Source organism: Streptomyces sp. NPDC033221 (assembly GCF_055577005.1).
In genome coordinates, this window is record NZ_JBVIQN010000010.1 from 88,760 (window position 1) to 109,540 (window position 20,781).

At 67.9% G+C, this 20,781-nt stretch carries 12 protein-coding genes, 1 tRNA gene, 1 other RNA gene and 2 pseudogenes; 6 read left to right on the forward strand and 10 right to left on the reverse strand.

Annotation, left to right across the window (positions count from 1 at the left end; translation table 11 throughout):
- Window positions 1-23: 23 nt before the first annotated feature.
- The 6 genes and pseudogenes from ACZ53K_RS15695 to ACZ53K_RS15720 all read right to left on the reverse strand — a co-directional run bounded on the left by ACZ53K_RS15695 (window position 24) and on the right by ACZ53K_RS15720 (window position 7,274).
- On the reverse strand, window positions 24-1,334 hold the full coding sequence (locus ACZ53K_RS15695) for a WXG100-like domain-containing protein (RefSeq protein ID WP_468836149.1): 1,311 nt from the start codon (window positions 1,332-1,334) through the stop codon (window positions 24-26).
- Window positions 1,334-1,651 (reverse strand): WXG100 family type VII secretion target, encoded by a 318-nt coding sequence (locus tag ACZ53K_RS15700; RefSeq protein WP_031009976.1) that lies wholly within the window; start codon window positions 1,649-1,651, stop codon window positions 1,334-1,336. The genes ACZ53K_RS15695 and ACZ53K_RS15700 overlap by 1 nt, the downstream gene beginning before the upstream one ends.
- Before the next feature lie 253 nt (window positions 1,652-1,904).
- Window positions 1,905-3,607 (reverse strand): annotated as a pseudogene (locus ACZ53K_RS15705) (relaxase/mobilization nuclease domain-containing protein).
- A complete protein-coding gene (locus ACZ53K_RS15710; RefSeq protein ID WP_468836152.1) occupies window positions 3,604-4,173 on the reverse strand; it encodes a MobC family plasmid mobilization relaxosome protein in 570 nt (189 codons plus the stop codon). The pseudogene ACZ53K_RS15705 and the gene ACZ53K_RS15710 overlap by 4 nt, the downstream one beginning before the upstream one ends.
- A gap of 344 nt (window positions 4,174-4,517) precedes the next feature.
- Window positions 4,518-5,303, reverse strand: a complete 786-nt coding sequence (locus tag ACZ53K_RS15715; RefSeq protein ID WP_468836155.1) for a DUF2637 domain-containing protein — start codon at window positions 5,301-5,303, stop codon at window positions 4,518-4,520.
- 435 nt (window positions 5,304-5,738) lie between these two features.
- Window positions 5,739-7,274, reverse strand: a complete 1,536-nt coding sequence (locus ACZ53K_RS15720; RefSeq protein ID WP_468836157.1) for a DnaB-like helicase N-terminal domain-containing protein — start codon at window positions 7,272-7,274, stop codon at window positions 5,739-5,741.
- 275 nt (window positions 7,275-7,549) lie between these two features.
- Here ACZ53K_RS15720 and ACZ53K_RS15725 point away from each other — a divergent pair, with 275 nt between their 5' ends.
- The 3 genes and pseudogenes from ACZ53K_RS15725 to ACZ53K_RS15735 form a co-directional block, all read left to right on the forward strand.
- Complete coding sequence (locus tag ACZ53K_RS15725) at window positions 7,550-8,101, forward strand: helix-turn-helix domain-containing protein (protein WP_468836160.1); 552 nt, start codon at window positions 7,550-7,552, stop codon at window positions 8,099-8,101.
- A gap of 148 nt (window positions 8,102-8,249) precedes the next feature.
- Window positions 8,250-8,549, forward strand: a complete 300-nt coding sequence (locus ACZ53K_RS15730; RefSeq protein ID WP_468836162.1) for a helix-turn-helix domain-containing protein — start codon at window positions 8,250-8,252, stop codon at window positions 8,547-8,549.
- A gap of 11 nt (window positions 8,550-8,560) precedes the next feature.
- Window positions 8,561-9,755, forward strand: a pseudogene (locus ACZ53K_RS15735) (tyrosine-type recombinase/integrase); the annotation flags it as partial.
- A gap of 632 nt (window positions 9,756-10,387) precedes the next feature.
- Here ACZ53K_RS15735 and ACZ53K_RS15740 read toward each other — a convergent pair.
- The 4 genes from ACZ53K_RS15740 to ACZ53K_RS15755 form a co-directional block, all read right to left on the reverse strand.
- Entirely contained in the window at window positions 10,388-13,465 is a 3,078-nt protein-coding gene (locus ACZ53K_RS15740; protein ID WP_468836165.1) for a type I restriction endonuclease subunit R, read from the reverse strand.
- Window positions 13,466-13,468: 3 nt separating this feature from the next.
- A complete protein-coding gene (locus ACZ53K_RS15745; protein ID WP_468836167.1) occupies window positions 13,469-14,899 on the reverse strand; it encodes a restriction endonuclease subunit S in 1,431 nt (476 codons plus the stop codon).
- Window positions 14,892-16,463, reverse strand: coding sequence for a type I restriction-modification system subunit M (locus tag ACZ53K_RS15750; RefSeq protein ID WP_468836169.1), 1,572 nt, complete (start codon window positions 16,461-16,463; stop codon window positions 14,892-14,894). Before ACZ53K_RS15750 ends, ACZ53K_RS15745 begins: the two co-directional genes overlap by 8 nt.
- A gap of 375 nt (window positions 16,464-16,838) precedes the next feature.
- A tRNA-Ser gene (locus tag ACZ53K_RS15755) sits at window positions 16,839-16,926 on the reverse strand.
- 152 nt (window positions 16,927-17,078) lie between these two features.
- On the opposite strand from ACZ53K_RS15755, the gene ffs reads away from it, so the two are divergent.
- The 3 genes from ffs to ACZ53K_RS15770 all read left to right on the forward strand — a co-directional run bounded on the left by ffs (window position 17,079) and on the right by ACZ53K_RS15770 (window position 20,566).
- An RNA gene (gene ffs, locus ACZ53K_RS15760) (signal recognition particle sRNA small type) lies at window positions 17,079-17,177 on the forward strand.
- A 52-nt stretch (window positions 17,178-17,229) separates the two neighbouring features.
- Window positions 17,230-20,058 (forward strand): DNA polymerase III subunit gamma and tau, encoded by a 2,829-nt coding sequence (locus ACZ53K_RS15765; RefSeq protein ID WP_468836172.1) that lies wholly within the window; start codon window positions 17,230-17,232, stop codon window positions 20,056-20,058.
- A gap of 151 nt (window positions 20,059-20,209) precedes the next feature.
- Complete coding sequence (locus ACZ53K_RS15770) at window positions 20,210-20,566, forward strand: YbaB/EbfC family nucleoid-associated protein (protein WP_468836174.1); 357 nt, start codon at window positions 20,210-20,212, stop codon at window positions 20,564-20,566.
- Window positions 20,567-20,781: the final 215 nt, after the last annotated feature.

The following is a 20,781-nucleotide window of genomic DNA, read 5'->3' on the forward strand; positions in this document are numbered from 1 at the left end:
TGCGACTTGCTCCTCGTTCCGGCCTAGTTAGCTACAGGAAGGAAGGTACGCCAGTATCCATTGGAGTAGATGGTGGGTTGCTGGGTGCCGAGGGCCGGCATCACACCGACCTTGTTGGTTGGCGCCATTACAGGAACGCCGAGTTCGTTCGCCACCTGCTGGGCTGCCGACACGGAGTCCACGCCTGCACCGTTCGTGCCGCTGTGGCACGAGATGAGTCTCACTGGCCCCCCGTCATAACTGGGATTGTTCCGGATAGCCTCAGCGATCTGCGCAGGGTGTGTGTCGCCTCCCGAGAAGCTCTTGTCGTGTGCGTTGACTCGCCCCGGCTCGAAGAACCCGCGATCATTGCCGTGAATCACCACGTCGTGGTAGCCGGACTTTGGCTTCACGAGATCGAGGTTCGTAAGCGTTGCCTTGTCGTATCCGATGCCTGTGCTTCCCTTGCGGTAGTAGACAGGGTCCCCGGCGGCGAGATGGGCATCGCCAGGCGTTTTTGGTGGTGCGGGGATCGTTGAATCAGGGTCGATTCGTGCCGTGTAGTGTCGGCTCATCTCTGCCGACGTCTTGGGCACACGCAGGTTGGTGAGCCCGGCCAGCTCGACCTCGTGGATGCCCTGAGCGCCTCTGGCGCCCCACGCTCTACCCACGCGAGATGCGGTACTTGCGCCGGCACCGAATGCTCCGCCGAAGAGCATTCCGCTCGTACCCGCGGAGCTCGCTTCCTTCAGGTTGATTCCGTGTTGGTCACCGAGTAGGTTCCGGCCGCCCTGAGCGACGACCACGTCCACGGTGATGGCCTCGATCCCGCCGATGGCAGCGGTGGCCAGGACAGTCCCGGCGATCTCGGTGACGGCGGCGGAGACGGCGACGCCTGCCGTACTCGCCGCGGCGACGATCGCCTCGGTGGCGCCGACGGCCGCGACTTCGCTGATGCCGCCGGTGAAGAGGGCCAGGGCCGTACCGGCGACCAGGACCGCGCTGGCGATCTCCAGCTCGTGCTCGATCTTCTTCTTCGCCTCGGCGACCTGGTCGGCGTATTTGTCCAGGGCTTTGGCCATGTCGCGGGCGGCAGCGGCCACATCGTCGAGGTAGCCCTTGCCGCCGCCGTGGTACTTGCGCCAGAACTCCCCGAACGCCTCGATCGACTTGCCTTTGTTGGTGTCGATGACGTCTTGGGCCTTCTTGTGGCAGGCCGCTGTGCAGTCCTCGACGTCGTCCGCGTACGCACGCCAGGCGCGGGCGGCTTCGCGGAGTTCGTCTTCGTCGCCCTCGGGCCACCACATGCCAGTGAGATCTTGGACAATTTCTTTGGCCTTGTCGGCGGCGCCCATCACTTACCACCTTCTAAGCCGGACTTGGCCGACCGGTCCGCCTCGTCGTGATTGGCTGCCATGTCGTTCATCGCCTTGGTGATGCTGGACAAGCCCTTGACCAGGGCCGCGGCCGCCTTCTCGATCTCCGTTCGGTGTGGGGCGTAGGCGTGCTCGAACTTCTTGCCCTGTTCGTCACCGCCCCATGGCTCCCCCAACCCGTCGAGCGTGTGCCGGAGCTTGGCCGTCGCCCGTTGCAGGGCAGCGGACTCCCGGTGGAATGTCGGAGCGGCAGACTTGAGTTGGTCGGTATCTACGTCGAAGCCGTCGCTGGCCATGCCTCCCCCTTTGCTCTCTTCTCATAACCCGTCGCGAGCCGCACGGCTCACGGTTAGTGACGATGGCACACAGCACTGACAACGGCCTCGGCGGTGGCGCAATCCAGCCACGGCGCAAGCGGTGCATCCTCACCGGCATCGGCATCTCGCAAGCCTCCGAAGCGCTGGGGCATGCACCGGCCCAGCTCTGGGCCAGAGCTCTTCTAGGGGCCGTTCGTAGGGCCGACGACCGGCCCCGCAAGGGTGGCGGGGCCTACCGACGCGGTCGATGGCGCTGGCCGTTGGGGCCCATGGCCGCTGCGGGCTGCGGGGCCTGGACCTGCCCGGAGGCGGTGGCTGACGCCATGGTGGTGCTGCTGCGGCGCGGCGGTGGGGAAGGGGGTTACGGCTGGTGTGCTGGATGCGGGTGATCAGGACGCGGGCGGGTTGGCAGGCGGTGGCCAGTTCGCGTTGGGCGGCTGCTTCCTTGAGGAGCTGGTGGGGTGTGTGGCCGCGGGCTTCGGCGTCGGCGAGGACGGTGGCGAGGGCCGGCCAGCCGGTGTCGGTGAGGATCCGCTCGGCGTTCTCGGGGATGGCGGCGCGTACGTCGCTGGCCAGGGTATGGCGGGTCTCCTCCTTCGGCTGGCGCTGCGCGAGGTCTGTGAGCGTCGGGGCCAAGGCGCGGTCGGCGGCGGTCTGAAGGTGCTGGAGGGCCTGACGGGCAGCGTCGGCCTGGTGGGCATGGCGCTTGGCCTCGTGCCAGCGTCCCGCGAGGGCCGCGGCCCAGACGAGCCCTGCGACCAGGGCGGCGAGGGCGCTGCCGTCAGGGCCGGTGGCGGTGTGGGCGATGTCGCGGGCCGCGGTGCGCAGGGCGCGGGCGGCTCGGTCCTCTGCCCGGCCCTGGGAGCGCTGGGCGCGCGAGAACGCTGTGGCCGCGGCGTGGAGTTCGGAGTGCAGGGCGGTGGGGGCTTTCTGGGCGGTGGATTCGATCAGTTCGTCGAGGGCGGCGATGTGCGCCTGGGCGCGTGCGTCGTCGGCGAGATCGGTGTGGAGAGCGTCGAGGGCATCGGTGGCTTGGTGCCATGGGGTGCTCGGGCGGTTGCGGCGGGCGGTGGGGTGATCTTCGGGCCGACTGGATTCGAGGCGGGCCTTGATCTGGGGCAGGGAGAGGTCGGAGGCGATCTTTCCGCCGGGGTGGAAGATCTGCTCGCCGGCCTCGTTGTGGTCGCCGGGGCGGCCGACGGCATACCCCAGGAGATCTCCTGACGGGCCGCGCCGTACCTGGACCTCGATGTCGTCGGCTTCGAGGTAGGCGATGAACTCCTCGTCGTTGGTCACGTGGGGAATGGCGGCACGGATGCGGCTCTGGAGCCACTCGGGACTGGTCTGCTCCCAGCCGAGGCGCTCGGCCTTGTGCATCTCGGCCTGGGTGGGGCGACGAGCGGCGGTGCCGTCGCCTTTCTTGAGGCGCCGCAGACCGTAGTCCTTCTCGATCTGGCGGCATTCGTCGCCGATGTGGATGCCACTGTTGTGGAGTTTGGGGCGGCGGCCGTCTTCGCGGACGGTGGTGGCCAGGATGTGGATGTGGTCGTCGGCGTGGCGGACGGCGATCCAGCGGCAGGCCAGGTCGTCGCCGTCGGGGGCGATGCCGGCGGCGGCCACGATGCGCTGGGCGATCTCGTCCCATTCGGCATCGGAGAGGTAGCGGTCTTCGGGTGCGGCGCGGACGGCGCAGTGCCAGACGTGGTCGGTGACCTTCTTGCCGAACTCGCTGTTACGTAGCCGTACGGGCTCGTCGAGGTAGTCGGCGAGTTCGGTGAGGGTGGCGTTCTCGTCGCGGCCGGGGTCGGGCATGCCGAGCATGGCGAAGCCGGCGACGATGTGCGGGTCGAGGTGTTCGTCTGCGCGGCCGGGCCCGTAGAGGTAGGCGAGCAGACCGCGGGTCTTGGAGCCCGGTCGCTTGATGGCGGCGATCATGCGGAGACTTCTTCTTCCGGGTCGGCGGGCTGGCGCAGGGCATCGGCAATCATGGCCAGCAGGTGATGGAGATCGTCGAGGCGCTGGCGTATCTCGGGTGGGGTGATGTCGCTGTTGAGGGCGCGGGCGATCTGGTTGACGTTGACACCGATACGGTTGAGCTGGCGCAGGACCTGGGCTCGGAAGATGTGGGTGCGGCGGCGGTCCTCGGACAGGGGCAGGTTGGCGGTGAACCGGCCGGTGAGGAAGGCGAGGACGATGTCGGCGGCGAAGCCGGATTCGCCTTTGTAGCCGTGCTCGTCGGCGGTCTCTTGGAGCTGGGCGTGCTCGTCACCGGTGAACCGCAGCGGGCCGACGCGGACGGTGCGCTTCGTGCCGGTGAAACGGCGGATCGTGGGCTGTACGCTCTGCACGCTCTGCGCGGTGGGCTCTTCGGCGGCGAGGACGTCAGCTTGCACGGGGCGCAGGATCTCGCGCTGGACAGCGTGGAGCGTGTCCGGTTCGGGGCCACCCGCGGACCCGACCTTTTGGCCCGGCGTCCCCTGGCGCTGGGCCGTCTCCGCCACCCCCGGGGCGGAGATTCCCCGATTCCGGCCTTGAGTCGGACTCGGGGTACTACTGGCTCCGCCCGGGGCAGCCCGTCCGAACGCGCGGCGCAATCGGTCCATCAGCTTAGGGGACTTCGTCAGCGGTAGCGGCTCGTCGGGAGTGTCCTCGGGGTGGTGCGGGTCGTGTGTCATGAGCGGTACTCCAGAAAGCGCGGGACGGAAGACAGACGGGCGGGGAGGTCCGTTGAAGCGTGGGTGGTCGCCGCCTCGTCCACAGGTGGGGGTAGGTGGGAGACGAGTGGGGTGATGACCGGCTGGCCGGGTGACCGGGATGGGTTCCGCGCACCCGGCGGGACAGGCGGTCAGCCGCTGGCGGCAACGGTGATCCCAGCGGCTTCGAGTTCCGGCCGGAGGATCTCCATCACCTTGGTCTGCCGCCCGCTGCCGATCGTCAGTCCCTTGTCCTTGACCGCTTTTCGGAGTAGGTCCCGGGTGAGCTTGCCGTGCTCAGCGGCGGCGATCCGGCCGATGTCCACGAGCTCCTCGATAGAGGCGCCCGCCGGACGACCACCGCGCGGCTTGCTCTCCGAAACCTGGGGAGGTGGTTCCGGCGGCTGTACGGAAGGGGCGGTAGGCGGACCGGAGTGGCGGGCGGAAGCGACTGCCTGTGGCAGGGTGACCGGTAGTTCCGACGCCTGGCCGGAAGCTGGTTCAGGCCGGTCGGCAGGACGGTCGACGAGCCGATGGATCTGGCGCATCAGGACACCGAAGGCCAGTAGGGCGGCGGTCGGTGGCACCGCAGCGACCACGTAGTCGAGCAGGGGAACGCTGCTGGCGCCGCTCGCTCCGCTGACCCCGGCAACATTGAGCGCGATGGAGCCGACTGACCCGATGGAGGTCAGCGCGATGGCCCAGCCGTCGGTGGCCCGACGCAGGCCCGCGCGAAGCATCAGCAGCTCGCCCGCGACGATGAACGCGTCCAGGGTCGCGGGCCAGGCCCAGCGGCGAGTGGGAGAGCCGCCGAGCCCATGTGCTCCGGCGACCTCGGCGAGGTGCGCGTACGAGAGCCAGAACCCGCCGATGGTGAGGGCGACGATGACGGCGCCCGCTGCGATGAGCGCATACCGCTCGGTAGCGTGCTTGGTCATCACTTCCCAACCTTCGCCATGTCGTGCTTGCTCGCGGTCGGCACGAGCCTGAGATCCGGAAGCACGGTGGAACGCCAGCTGCTGCTGGTCTCAGCTAGGGGGAGCGGGGTGATGGCAGCGCAAGTGGCCCGGCTGCCGCGTATGGCGGTCAGGGGTGTGGAGGCACGGGAATGCAAGTCGGGGTTCTCCAGGGTGGTGCGGTGGTTCGTGGGGAGGCGTGGAGAGGCGTTCACGGCGGGGGCGTACACGCGAGCCCCCCTTTAAGGGGGGCCTCGCGCGTGAACGCCTGGGCGCGTGTACGGCGTGTACGGTCGCGTGACCGTTTGACCAGGGGTTTCGCCATGGCCGTGGACGCTGCGCGCCCTAATTAGGGCCGTGTACACGCAGGGGGCGCGTGTACGGGGGCGTGTACGGTCCCGGCCTTGGTCCAGGCGGTCAGGAGACGACGCCGATGTGGCGTGTGGAGGCGTGGTAGCGGGTCTGCTGGCCGCCACCGTTGCCGCCTGCGGCGCCTTCGGCCTTGGTGGCAAGTCCGGCCCTGACGAGCCGTTCCAGGTGGCGCCGTGCCTTTTCGACATCGCCACGGCCCGGCTCAGGCTCGCCGGAGAGCACCTCGGCCAGTTCGCGCACGGTCAGCCCGCTGCTCGTGGCACGCAGGAGCGTGATCGGGTCGAGCGTGGGGTCGACGGTGCTGGTGCCGCGCTCGTGGTCGTGGATGACCTGGAGCGGGCCGATCTCTCCGGTCGCCAGCTTGAGGTGGTGGACGGTGACGGCCAGGTCGCCGGGCTTGCCGTTGATGAACAGCACGCTGCCGGCGCCCGAGGTCAGCCAGGTGGAGCCGTAGACCTGGTCCAGGGCAGGGCGCTGGGCCTTGGGGCTCTCCGCACCGGACTTGCGCTGGTGGTGGAGCTCCAGGACCTCGACGCCATTTTGGAGGGCGCGTCCGCGGGCGTTGTTGTACGCGACCGCGAGGGCGTCGTCGACCATGGTGCTGACGGCGTCCTTGAGGCTGTCGATCACCAGGGTGTCGGCCTGGTGGGCGGAGGCGAGGTCGGCGAGGAGGTCGGGCTCCTTGTCGAGCGTTGCGGGCAGCGGGCCCTGCCAGACGGCGAGCCGGTCGCGCAGCGCGGCCTCGTGCTCGTCGCTGACCCCGCGTGCGAGGGCCCGCGCGATCTGGGTGGGCCGGTCGATAGCCAAGTACAGCACCCGCTTGCCAGGGACGACCGGCATGTCGAGGATCGAGTCCTTGAGGCCGATGCGGGCGAGGACGACCTGGTGGGCGAGAGTCGTCTTGCCGACCCCAGGTGGGCCGACGATCATCAGGCTCTCGCCGGACGCCCAGGCGGTCTGATCCCGGGTGCCCCAGATCGACTGGGTGTCGGCGGCCTTGGTGACGAAGTCCCAGCCGTTGGTCAGGTAACGGGAGAGCCGCCCGGTGTCGGAAGCGAGGGCGCGTTCGCGCTCGGTACGCAGGTCGGACTCGGCGGCGCTGCGTATCTCGTCCGGATCGGCCCCTGGCTCCTCGGTGCGCTGGTACTGAAGCAGCGCGTTCTCGCGCAGGCGCCGCAGGTCTGCCTTGCGCCGGACGATGTCGGCGTAATAGGTGGCGCTGCCAGTCGTGGTCGCGGCGCCGACGAGCTGGTGAAGGTAGGCGGCGCCACCGATTCGGCTGAGTTCCCCGGTTCCGGCGAGAAACTCGGTCAGCGCGATCGGGTCCGTGGGCGCATCGTCGGCGTACAGCGCGAGGAGAGCGCGCCACACCGTCTCGTGCGCGGGCCGGTAGAAGTCGGCGCCATCCAGCACACCGCGCACCTCGACCACCGCGTCGCGGTGGAACATGCACGCACCCAAGGCGGCGCGTTCGGCGTCGACGGCGTGCGGAGGCTCACCGCCGGGAGCGGCGTACGCGTTGGCCTCGTCGGGGCCGTGACCGGATGGATTCTTCTGTCGCGGGGCCCTACTCTGGGCCATGGAGCTCCTCACCCGGCTGGCCATATGAGGCGGCAACCTCGGTCAGTCGGTTGAATCGTTCAGGGATGGGCGGTTATGTGGAGGACTTCGCTTTGGCCCCTGGTGTTCGCAGCACCGGGGGCTTTGTGCGTCTTGCCGTCCGCCTCCGTCCGGAGGTGGACGATCACCATACCCAAGAAATTCGATAATGCAACGGGTTGCATTTCTCTCTGCAATGCGGTTCACTCTTAATCCTGGCCGCAGTGGCCCCAGCCGTCACCCGCGGGGAGGTGTGAGTGAGCAGCGAGGAAGGCGCGATGCGCGTCGGCCCCGGTCGTCCGGAGCCGGAGGACAACGTTGCTGCGCGCATCAAACTGGAGCGCGAAGCCCTCGGCTGGAGCACCGTCACCCTCGCCGAGAAGATGGCCGAAGCCGGGCACCCGATCAATCAATCCGCCATCTGGCGCATCGAGAGCGGTAAGCCGCGACGCCGGGTGAACCTCGACGAGGCGCTCGGCTTCTGCACGGTGTTCGGCATCTCCATGTCCGACCTCACCGGGCCCCCGCTCAAGATCAGCGTGGCTGCCCGGCAGCTCATCCGCCTCTTTACGGAGAAGTCGAAGGAGTACCTCGCCCAAAAGGACGCGCTGGACCAGCTGTACGAGGAAGTGCGCGAAGCCCGACTGGCGCTCTATGCCTACACGGACGACCACCCAGAGCAGCAAGACGAGATCGAGGAGCTGCTCAGGACTCACGAGGTCGCTGAGGACGAAGCCTGGGCCAAGCGCACCCATCCCGCCTTCTCCGGGCTCAGAAAGCAGGGCAAGCTGCCCCCTCCGCTGAACTGAAACCCCGTTATGACCGTCCTCGGTGCTGCGAACGCCGAGGAACGCCCCCGACGGGGCCAGAACCCGACACCGCCCATCCCTGACATCACCACCGGCCTGTCAACGGGGGTTGCCGCCCCCGCGACCGAGCGCCGGGGAGGAGTGCCCCTTGTCGCAGTTCCCCCTGCCCGTTTCCCAGATCGCCCACGTCCTCGGCGTCCCCGAGGACGCCCTCCGCGCACTCATGGCCCAGCGCGGCGATTCCACGGGCGACTCCACCCTTGTCGGACTCACCGTCGCCGAAGCCGCCCGACGGATCGGCATCGGCCGGACCAAGATGTACGAGTACGTCTCCTCCGGGGAGATACCTTCGGTCAAGATCGGAAGCCTTCGCCGCGTACCCGCCGAGGCGGTGAACGAGTTCCTTGCCAGGCGTGCGAGCGCCGTCGACTTCACGGCTGCGGCCTGAAGGGGGCGGGCATGGCAAAGAACCGTCAGCCCAATGGGGCATCCTCTATCTACCTCGGCAAGGACGGCCGCTGGCACGGCCGCGTCACTGTCGGCGTCAAGGACGACGGCACCCCCGACCGCCGCCACGTCGGGCGCAAGACCCGCGCCGAGGTCACCAAGGTGGTTCGCGAGCTGGAGAAGCAGCGCGACTCCACCGGTGTCCGCAAGGCCGGCCAGACCTGGACGGTCGAGACCTGGCTTTGCCGCACCCAACGTCGGCGAGAACACCATCGACGGCTACCGCGTCGCGGTTTATCACCACCTCATCCCCGGCCTGGGCGCCCATCGGCTGGAGAAGCTGGAGCCCGAGCACCTGGAGCGTCTCTACCGGAAGATGCAGGCGAACGGCAGCTCCGCCGGCACCGCCCACCAGGCGCACCGAACGGTCAAGACCGCGCTCAACGAGGCGGTACGCCGCCGCCACCTCACCGTCAATCCGGCCTCGGTCGCCAAGGCCCCCAAGCTTGAAGAGGAGGAGGTCGAGCCGTACTCGCTGGACGAGGTCCAGCGCCTCCTCGCCGAGTCCGCCAAGGTGCGCAACACCGCACGCTGGGTCATCGCCCTCGCACTCGGCTTGCGCCAAGGCGAGGTCCTCGGATTGAAGTGGGAGGACGTCGACTTCGAGGTGGGCGTCATCCTCGTACGCCGGGGTCGCTTGCGACCGCGCTACCAGCACGGTTGCGGCGACAAGTGCGGCCGTAAGCCCGGCTACTGCCCGCAGAAAATCAACGTGCGGCGCGAGACGAAGGACACCAAGACGCGCGCTGGCAAGCGGCCGATCGGCATGCCCGAGGAGCTGCTGAAGCTCCTGAAGCGGCACAAGGAGGAGCAGGAGCGCGAGCGACTCCTCGCCCGGGACCTATGGGTGGAGAAGGGGTACGTGTTCACTTCACCGACCGGCGAGCCGCTCAACCCCAACACCGACTTCCACCGGTGGAAGGACCTGCTCAAGGCAGCGAAGGTCCGCGACGGCCGCCTCCACGACGCCCGTCACACCGCCGCGACTGTTCTTCTCATCCTCGGCGTCCCCGAAGCGGTCGTCGACCGCATCATGGGCTGGGAACCCGGCAAGTCCGCTCGGATGCGTCGCCGCTATCAGCACCTCACCGGCCAGGTGCTCCAGCAGACGGCGGCGAAGGTGGGCGGCCTGCTGTGGGGCAAGCCGGACGCCTCAGAGCTGAAGGCCGGAACCTCTGAATCGCCCCAGTGTCCTGAATCACACGACGGGCCGGTCCACGTAGCCCACCTGTCGGGCCGAATCGTCGCGTTCCGGCACCACGAGCACGCCCAGGCTGTGGCCTCCCAATGGGGCGCCGATCATCCCGGCAAGCCTGCGCATGTGGAGAACTGGGACCGGCCACAGTGGGAGCACGAGGGACCGGGGGGCACCCGGGCTATCCGTGACCGGATGCCCGACCGCCGGCTCGTCCACCACGCCCACGCCGTATTCCTGCCCGACGGCGAACGCCTCAACATAGGCCGCCCTGAGCAATGGTCCGTGCTGGTCTGGGAGTTCGAGACCGATCTCTACACGGACTTGCCGGTCCGGTGGCACACCACGCGGCGCCCCGGCCAAGAGGTCGAGGCCCAGGTCCGCGGCACGGACCAGGACGCTGTCGCCGCTGCGTTCGGTGAGGCTTGTGCACGGGCTGTGGACCGGGCGAGGAACCCGGAAAGGTACGGAGACATCGGCTGCTACTGACCTGCCATCAAGTGCGGTCCAGGGGTCAACTCAAGGGCCGATTAACGCGACGGAGCCCGGCAACCGTCCCAGGTTGCCGGGCCTCAGCGCGCACATCAGTCGACCAGATAGTGGGCTTCGACGTAGGCGACGGTGGAGCCGTACGGCTCTCCCACCGGCTTCAACATGTAACGGCGGAAGACTGCGGCGGTGGCACGGCGGACGCCGCGGTTGCGGGCCTCAGCGTTGTCCCATGACTGGGCGAGGGTGCGCTTGACTACCTGGTCGATCTCCTCGGCCAGGTTCTGCTCCGTGACGGTGAGGCCGGGCGGTGCGTGTTCGTGGATTATCCGCGACAGGACACCCACATGGTCGTCGTCCAGTACGACGGCTTCGTCGGGGTGCTTCTCGGCGTTCACGATGGCACGGGCGACCCGGAGTGCTTCGGCCAGAAACTCCAGGGCATCCTGGGCGTTCTGGATGATCCGGTCCCGCAGCTGCCTGATCCGCTCTGCCAGGGCGGTGTACTTCGCGGACCCCGGTTCGACGCCTTTCTCGAGGGCGGCCTTGATGTGAGCCAGGATCTCCGCCGCAGACGGCGGCCTCTTGTCCTCGCTATCGTTCTTGTCGGGCTTGGGACGGACGAGGGCCAGCAGCTCCCTGAGGATTGTGATGCCCTGGGCATCCAGGACAAGGGCTTCTTCCTGGGAGGCGGCCACCGAGAAGGAGTGAACGTGGGCGTTGATTATCTCCAGGACCATCGGCCCCAACTCGCCCAGTCGCTCCTTCCTTTCCTCATCGGAAGACTTCTTGAACAGGGTCGTGTACACAGACCCGAAGAGCCCGAACCCCTCCTGGTACTTGGCGACCCGCTTGTCCGTGTTGATGAGCGGGTACAGGCGGGCCAGAAGCCGGTAGTTCTTGCTGAAGACCTCGGCGGCCTCAGGGTTGGCGTCCAGGAAGCCGTTGATGACACGTACGGATTCGTACCCGTGGGCCGTGAGATCGAGGCTGTCCACATCTGCGAGAAGGTCTTCGATGCAGGCGAAGGTGGTGCGGAACTCGGCGACCAGGTCGGTCAGGTCGGTAACGAACCCGCCGCCCTTGCTGGCGGACCCCTCCGAGGTGGGGTCGACGACGGCACGCTGGACCTCTTCGGCCAGGCTGATGTAGTCCACGACCACGCCGGTGGTCTTCACGAATCCGGCCGGGGACACCCAAGTGCGGTTCGGCCGAGTGATCGTTTGGAACAGGTTGTGAGCCTTCATCGGCTTGTCCAGGTAGAGGACGCCCTCGTTGGGGGCATCGAACCCAGTCATCAGCTTGGCTGTCACGACCAGGAAGCACAGCGGGTCATCGGGCGTGAGGAATCGCCGCTTCTGGTCTTCCTCGTCGACCTCGGAGAGCCGGTAGGGCCGCATGGCCGCTTCCTCGGTCTTGGCGTCCGAGACGTGGATATTCACCTCTGCGGTGATCCGATCATGCTTGCCGACCTCGGCGAGCACCTGCGACGCCTCAAAACCGGCAAGCAGCTCGTTGATCTTGTCCGTGTATGCCACGGCCAGCTCACGGTTGTAGGCGACGACCTGCGCTTTGAGCCCGTTGCGATAGGTGCCGGCCAGGTAGTGGTCCACGATGTCCTGGCAGACCGTGTCGATGCGTTCGGGGTTGGCAAACACCGAGGTGAGGCGCCCGAACTTGCGGGACAAGGTTTCACGATCGGGGTCGTCGAGGTCGAATTCGTCGCCGAACTGGTCGAACTCGGCCTGTAGGGCCCGGTCATTCATCTCGAAGGTGACCGGGTGTGGGTCCAGCATGACTGGAACGGTTGCCTCGTCCTGGAGAGACCGGGACACCGAATACCGGTGCAGCACCCTGTTCGGGTCGGTCTCCTCACCGAAGAGGGCGAAGGTGTTGGTGGCGAGGTTCCTGATGGGTGTGCCGGTCATACCGAAGAACTTCGCGTGCGGCAACGCTGCGCGCATCTGCCCCGCCAGGGACTCTTCCTCGGATGACTGGGTGCGGTGTGCCTCATCGACCAGCACGATGATGTTGCGGCGGGTCGACAGGTTCTTGCCGGCGTCGGCGAACTTGTGGACAGTCGTGGAGATGACGCCGCGCACGTCGTCAGCCAGCAGAGAACGCAACTCTCTGCTGGTGGAGGGCTGGTGAAAGTAGGCGTCGCCCATCGCGGAGGTGAATACCCCGGAGGTTTGGCGCACGAGTTGGGCTCGGTCCGAGAGCAGGATGATCGTGGGCGACTCGGTGCGGGTGTCAGCCAGCAGCAGCGAAGCAGCGAACACCATCAGCAGCGTCTTCCCGCTGCCTTGGTGGTGCCAGACCAGCCCTTTCTTGCCGTTGGCCAGGACCCGCCTGTGGATCAGATGGGCGGCCTCCATCTGCGGGTAGCGGGGCAGGTACTTCTTGTCCGCCCCGCCTCCAGAGGTGTCGAAGAGGGCGAAGTTGGCGAGCATGTCCAGGACCGTGACCGGGTTGAGCAGCAGCTCGACGGAGCGCTGCACGTCGGCCTGCCCGGACAGGTTCTCGTCGTCGTCAGTGGAACGGAACGGCTGCCACAGGTTCAGGGGCGCACCAGCGGCACCGAACCTCAGCTTCAGCCCATCGGAAGCGACAGCGAAGACATTGGGGGTGAAAAACCATGGGTACTCGGTGGAGTACACGTCGTTGATCTCGCGTGCGGCGTCGACCCACCCGGACTTGGCGGTCGGTGACTTCACCTCTACGACAACGAGGGGGAGGCCATTGGCCCAGTACACGAGATCGAACCGGCGGGGAGTCTTGCCGGGGATGGTTATGGTCACCTCGTCCGACACGATCAGGGTGTTGCTGGTCGGGCGCTCGAAATCGATGACCTTCAAGGCATGCCACACACCGTCGGCACCCCGGAACTCCTTGTGCCCGCGCAGCAGTTCCAGCACCTGCTCGTTGGCTCGCACCAGCCCGCCGTCTACGGCGTTGACCATGGCGATGATCTCCTCGACCACGGCGTTCATGTCGAACCCGTCGATCACCTCAGGGTTGAGCCGGACGATGGCGTCCCGCAACTGGCTGGCGAGCACCGTTTGCGTCGTCTCACGCGGCAGCGACCTGCCCGCTTTGTATCCCCACCCCATAGGGAGGGACCACTGGATCATCGAGTTCTGGAACTCGCGCTCCCGTATGCCTTTTGCCACGGATCAGACCTCCAGCTCGGCGGACTCGATGTCGATGGTTCGATCCAGCAGACCGGACAACAGCCCCGCCCGGACTCGGTGGAGCCGGGTGGACTCGGTACGGATCACCGCGATCTGCTCCTCGAACGCGTCCAGGGCCTTCGCTGCCTGCTCCTGCTCAGGTCGGGACGGGACGGGAAGCGCCACCGACAGGAGCTGGTCGGGATTGAGACGCTTACGGCGCTGCACGGTTCCGACAACCCTGCTCTGCATCTCAACCCACAGGCGAGGTGTTCGACAGACGTGCTTCATCCACTCCGGGGCGATATCACCGGTGAGTGTGAAGGTCGGGAACTCATTGGACGCCACGAAGCCGTCGAACTCCGTTGGAACTACCGTGATTGGTCCCTCCCAAGCGGTCAGCTTCCGCATCACTACCTGGTTCTCCCGGAGGACGTTCATCGCGGTGTACTCAGTATCTGCCCCGTCGAACGCCTCTTTGTCTACGAGTCCCTTGCCAGCATTGAGCACTCCGGCGAGATGGTAGGTAATTCCCGCTTCCATTGGCGTCCGAAGGATGTCGAGGTGCATCACATCGCCGAGGGACCTGGACTCGGCCTCACCGCCTTGTGAGGTGAGCCAGAGGAGCGATGTTGCTGCCAGGTATACGCCTACCAGCGCTTCGGCCTCGGCGTCGAGTGCGATGATCTGGGCGTCTACCGCGCCGATGACCTCGACGATCCGCTCCTGGACCGACAACGGAGGCAGGGCGAACGTAAACTCACTGATGTCCCGCCCCGAGATATGTGGGGCGTAGCCCCCGGGCGTCTGCCGACCAGCAAGGCGATCTGCCATGTTCGGCGACTGCACCACAAAGAGCAGGAACTCGGGCATGATCCGTTTGAGGTTCGCTCTCAGCCTTGTCACCCGCTGAACAAGCAGCACTGGCAAGTCGGCGCTTTGGATCAGCCCGCACCGGAGAACGCGATCACGAGTGAACGGCCGATCCATGGCGATACAGACGTCGCCCGGCTCCAACAGGTACTTCAGAAATGCTCCGCTGTCGGCCTCAGGCCAGAAGGCCGTGTCACTATCGTTCCAGCGCGTTCCAGACCGCCCGAGATTGATGCCTCGCAAGAGTCGAGGCCCAACAGGTGTCGACGCGAAAGTAGATGCCTTGAATGCGGGACCAGCGAGCGGGAACGAAACCTCGCTGAGGCGTACTTCCTCCCACTCATCACACTGGCTGGCAGCGAGGGAATCAGCGCGCAAGCCGGCTTGGAGGCTTGCCGTCTCCGCCTCCGCACCGGTGCCAGGTTCGGTGGTCTGGCCGTCGACTGCACCGATGATTTCGGCGACCCGCTCCTGCACGGGTAGAGACGTGATGTTCAGGGGTGTTTGAACCCAGCCTTTGGTCACGTTGGTGACCTGCGCGCTTCGCACCGCGTCACTCATCGAAGCCCTCGATCCCTGCGGCGGAGAGGACGGCGAGCATGTGTTGCTCGGTCTTCTGTCGCTCTGCACGGGCGACGTTGTAGGCGTCGATGAGGGTGCCGAGGTCTTCCTGTTCGGCGGCGGCGTGCTTGATGTAGCGGCCGATGTTGAGGTCGTACCCGTTCGTCACGATCTCCGTGATGGGGACGAACCGCGCCGATAGACCACCCTCTCCGTCGGGATTCACCGGGTTGCCGTCGGCGTCGAAGCCCGAGTGGTAGGCGGCCACCGTGTCGGCGATGTCGATGTCGGTGAGGATATTGCGGTTCTTGGCCTTGGTGAACCGCTTGGAGGCATCGATAAACAGCACGCCGTCCTGTCGCTCCTTGGCCTTGGTTCCAGGTGCACGGAACACCAGGATCGCTGTGGGGATGGAGGTCGAGTAGAAGAGGTTCGCAGGTAGGCCAATGACCGCTTCGAGCAGGTCGTCGTCGAGAACGCGCTTGCGGATGGCTGCTTCCTGGCCGCCTCGGAAGAGGACGCCGTGGGGCAGGACGACGCCGGCGCGGCCTTTCTGCGGGTCCATGCTGGCGATCATGTGTTGCACGAATGCCCAGTCCGCCGACGACTGTGGGGCGACCCCGCCGATGGCGCGCGGGTCATTGGTCCAAGGCTTCCACTTCAGGCTGTAGGGGGGATTGGCGACGATCATGTCGAACTGCTTGACGGACCCGTCCGGCTTCTTGAAGCGCGGGTCTCTCAGAGTGTCGCCGACTTCGACCTTGAACTCGGTCAGATTGTGCATGAAGAGGTTCATGCGGGCCACACCCGCGGTATCCGTTACCGCTTCCTGCCCGTTCAGGCTGAGTGTGTATCCGCGGCCTCCGCGAGCCTTCAGGAGGTTCGCGGAGGCGATGAGCATGCCGCCCGACCCACAGGTCGGGTCGTACACCGACTCATGGTTCTTGGGGTCCAGTAGCTCGATGATCAGTTCGACGACCTCGCGAGGAGTGAAGAACTGGCCGGCGCGGATGCCAGACCCGTCGGAGAACCGCTTCAGCAGGTACTCGTACGCCCCGCCGAGCACATCGTGGGACATATTGCCCTCGTGCATCTTGGGGACGCGGTCCATCGTCCGCATGACTGACGCCAGCACCTCCCCCGGCAGCACCGCTTCGGAGGTCCAGGTCATGGACCCGAACAGTCGGGAGAACTTGTCAGGGTTTGCCGACTCGATGGCCTGGAGGGAAGCGCGAACCCGCTGGCCGAGGCCGTGCTGGGCGACGGTGGAGAGGATGGCTGACCAAGAGGCGCGGATCTCGGCGACGGTGCCAGGGAAGATGACGGGGATCTTGAACGTCTGGTAGTTGCTGTACTCAACCTCGTCGGCTTCCTCGGCTGAGAGGTCCAGGTCCTCGTTCTCCTTGAGGAAGATCTGGTGGGTGTGCTCCCAGGTATCCGACAGGTACTTCCAGAACATCAGAGGGAAGACGACCGAGGAGTACTGCGCTTCGGGCATCGCCACGCGCAGCTCATCGGCGGCGTCCCACAACCGGTTCTCGATCTCCTGCTGGGTCACTGCCATCAGTTGGGGGTGTCCTTGCTCGTGTCCGGATAGCGATCTCAGGGCCGTGGAGCTTCCGCTGGGCATCCTATTTTGTCCCTCTGGCAGTGAGGCTGTGGTCGGTCTCTCCGTCGGCTGGTTCAGGAGCCGACTTGGGTTGGTGAGGCCCGCCGGTTGCCGCGAAGCCTCATGCGGATCCCAGAGGAATCTTGGTCTCGATGCGGTCGACGACCATGGCCCCGGTGGCCCTGATCGTGGGCATGGAGCAGCCGGAGCCTGCCCACGGAAGTCCACGGCTGTCCGTCCTGCGCAACTGAGACCAAAACTGAGACCACACGCGTCGAAGGCCCCCACCGCGGACGGTAGGGGCCTTCGACGTAGTGCCCGGTGAGGCACTGGCGGAGGATACGAGATTCGAACTCGTGAGGGGTTGCCCCCAACACGCTTTCCAAGCGTGCGCCCTAGGCCACTAGGCGAATCCTCCGCCGCAAACAATACAAGACGTTGAGGGGTGCTCGCGAACATGATCCGGCGGAGGGGGTCGGAAGGGGGGCGGGGAGGAGTCGCGAGGGAGGGTGGAGTGATCTTGGAGTGGGGTGGGGTCGTGCGTGGGGGCGGGGATCCGCTAGGGTTGGGCACAGCCCCTCACGTGGCGCTATCTCACCGAACTCCCCCAGGGCCGGAAGGCAGCAAGGGTAAGTGAGCTCTGGCGGGTGCGTGGGGGGCGTTTGCGTTTCCGGGATCGGGGGCGGCCCGGTTGTCAGTGCGGGCCGATATCGTCGTATGCGTGTCGTCCCTTGCGCTGTACCGCCGCTACCGTCCCGAGACCTTCGCTCAGGTCATCGGGCAAGAGCACGTGACCGATCCGCTCCAGCAGGCCCTGCGGAACAACAGGGTCAACCACGCGTATCTGTTCAGTGGGCCGCGCGGCTGCGGCAAGACGACCAGTGCGCGCATCCTGGCGCGCTGCCTGAACTGTGAGAAGGGTCCCACTCCCGATCCGTGCGGGGAGTGCCAGTCGTGTCAGGATCTCGCCCGGAACGGGCGCGGCAGCATCGATGTGATCGAGATCGACGCGGCCTCCCACGGTGGTGTCGACGACGCGCGTGAGCTGCGCGAGAAGGCCTTCTTCGGGCCGGCCAGCAGCCGGTACAAGATCTACATCATCGACGAGGCCCACATGGTCACGTCGGCGGGCTTCAACGCGCTGCTCAAGGTGGTCGAGGAGCCGCCGGAGCATCTGAAATTCATTTTCGCGACGACCGAACCCGAGAAGGTCATCGGGACGATCCGGTCGCGTACGCATCACTACCCGTTCCGGCTGGTGCCGCCGGGGACCCTGCGTGACTACCTGGGCGAGGTGTGCGGGGAGGAGGCCATCCCCGTCGAGGAGGGCGTGCTGCCGCTGGTCGTACGGGCCGGGGCCGGGTCGGTACGTGACTCGATGTCGGTGATGGACCAGCTGCTCGCCGGAGCGGGCGACGCCGGTGTGACGTATGCCATGGCCACGGCTCTGCTCGGGTACACCGACGGGTCGCTGCTGGACTCGATCGTGGAGGCGTTCGCCGCGGGCGACGGGGCGGCGGCCTTCGAGGTCGTGGACCAGGTCATCGAGGGCGGCAACGACCCACGGCGGTTCGTGGCCGACCTGCTGGAGCGGCTGCGGGACCTGGTGATCCTGGCTGCGGTGCCGGACGCGGCGGAGAAGGGCCTGATCGATTCGCCTGCGGACGTGGTGGAGCGGATGCAGGCCCAGGCGTCCGTATTCGGGGGCGCGGAGCTGGCGCGGGCCGCGGATCTGGTCAACGTCGGGTTGACGGAGATGCGCGGAGCGACGTCGCCGCGGCTCCAGCTGGAGCTGATCTGCGCACGGGTGCTGCTGCCTGCCGCGTACGACGACGAGCGTTCGGTGCAGGCGCGCCTCGACCGCCTGGAGCGCGGGGCGAGCACGGCCGGGCTGCACCTCGGCGGGCCGGTGACGACGGGGGTCGGTGGCCCTGAGGTCGAGTACGTGCCGGGACCGGGCGCCCATGCGGTCACGCCGCCTTCGGGCCCGCCCGCCGGCCCGGCCGGCCCCGCCGCCGCGCGCGCCGCGGTGCGGGGGATGAACGGCGCTGGAGCGGAAGCGGGGGCTGGAGCTGCGGCTGGGGCTGGAGCTGGGGGTGGTGTGCCTGCGGGGGCCGGGGCGGGTTCGGCTGGTGTGGCTTCTGGTGATGGGTCTGTTGGTGGCGGGCCTGTCGGTGGTGGGTCTGCTGGTGGTGTGCAGGCGGGGGCCGGTGGGACGGAGGCTGCGGCTGTTGCGCCTGGGGCCTGGCCGGGGGCTGCGAACGCGGGCTCGGGTGCGGGTACGGGCGCGGGGGGTGCGGGAACGGACGCCGGTGCTGGTGCGGGGGCCGGTTCGGGAGCTGAGCAGGTGGCGCAGCCTGGAGCTTGGCCCGGTCAGAGTGGCGGCCCGGGAGCGGGGCAGCGGCAGCCTGGGGCCTGGCCCGGTCAGCAGGGGCAGCAGACGGCCGGTGGCGCGGCCGGGCGGCAGCCCGGTGGGTGGCCCACGGCTGCGGCGCCGGGGCAGGGCGGTCCGGGAGGAGCCGGAGGGCCTGGCAGCCCAGCAGGTTCCGGAGGGCCCGCAGGTTCCGGGGGAGCAGCAGGTTCCGGAGGGCCGGCAGGGGCCGCGGGGTCCGGTGGCGGTATGCCGTCGGCTTCGGGGCAGTCCGTACCCGTACAGCACGGTCAGCAGACTCAGCAGCCCGCGCCGGGCGGCGGGGGCATGGCGCAGGGGGCCGCGCAGGTGCGGCAGCTGTGGCCGGAGATTCTGGAGGCGGTGAAGGGCCGCCGGCGCTTCACCTGGATCCTGCTCAGCCAGAACGCGCAGGTCGCGGGCTTCGACGGCACGACGCTGCAGATCGGCTTCCCGAACGCCGGTGCCCGGGACAGCTTCGCCAACGGCGGCAGCGAGGACGTGCTGCGGCAGGCGCTGGCCGAGAAGTTCAACGTGCAGTGGAAGGTCGAGGCGATCGTCGACCCGTCCGGGGGCGCCAATCCTCCCGGTGGCGGTCCCGGCGGGGGCGCTCCGCAGGGCGGCGGCTTCGGCGGCAACAGCGGTGGCGGCTTCGGCGGTGGCGGCGGCTTCGGCGGTGGCCCCTCCGGTGCTCCGGCGCAGGGCGGTGGCCAGGGCGGGCCGGGCGGCCCGTCCGGTGGCGCGCCGGGCGGCGGTGCCGGGTATGACGCCGGTGGTGGCGTGTCGGGCGGCGGCCAGGGTGCGCAGATGGCGCGGCAGGCGGTGGCGCCGACGGGTGCCGCGGCAGGCGGCGGTGGTTACGGGGCCGGATCCGGGCAGGCCGGACAGACCTGGCAGGCCGGGCCCTCCGGTGGCGGTGGCAGTGGTGGCTCTGGCGGCGCCGGCGGGTCCTACGGTGCCGGAGGCGGTGCTTCGGGCGCTTCGGGCGGTGCCGCCGCGGACTCCGCGTACCGGGAGCCGGAGCCCGCGCCGGTGTCGATCGAGGACGACATGCCGGCCGAGGACGACCCCGACCTCGTCGACTCCGCGCTGAGCGGGCACGACCTGATCGTCCGCGAGCTGGGCGCGACGGTGGTCGAGGAGTTCACCAACGAGTACTGACCGGTCGTGCTGATCGCGTACGGGCGGGTACCGGACGACCGTGGTCCGGGCGTACAGCCGTGCTCCTCCGTACGGCGTAGGGCGTGGCGCCGTTCGAGCACGTAGGCTCGGGCTACCGCACCAATCGTTGTCGTACGGCAGGAGTCACGTAGTGATCCCCGGTGGTCAGCCCAACATGCAGCAGCTGCTCCAGCAGGCCCAGAAGATGCAGCAGGATCTCGCGGCGGCCCAGCAGGAGCTGGCCGAAACGCCCGTCGAGGGCTCGGCGGGAGGCGGCCTGGTCAAGGCGACCGTGAACGGCTCCGGCGAGCTCCAGGGCCTGGTCATCGACCCGAAGGCGGTGGACCCCGAGGCGGGGACCGCCGAGGAGAACGCCGAGACGCTCGCGGACCTGGTCATGGCCGCGGTACGGGACGCCAATGCCAGCGCGCAGCAGCTGCAGCAGCAGAAGCTCGGCCCGCTCGCCCAGGGGCTGGGCGGCGGGGGCATCCCCGGCCTGCCTTTCTGAGCAGTCATGAGCCGCCTGGCCGGTGGGACACCGCCGCAGGCCCGGCGGGCCACCGGCACCGGCCCGGCGGCAATCCGCCACCGACCCGGCGGAAACCGGCACCGGTCCGGCTTTCGGCGCCGGTTGTGGAACCACCGTTCCGCAACCACGGGGCCGAAGTCGTCGCAGGATGGGGCTCCCTTTCCGGGGAGGAGCCAACTAGCGTACGCAGCACG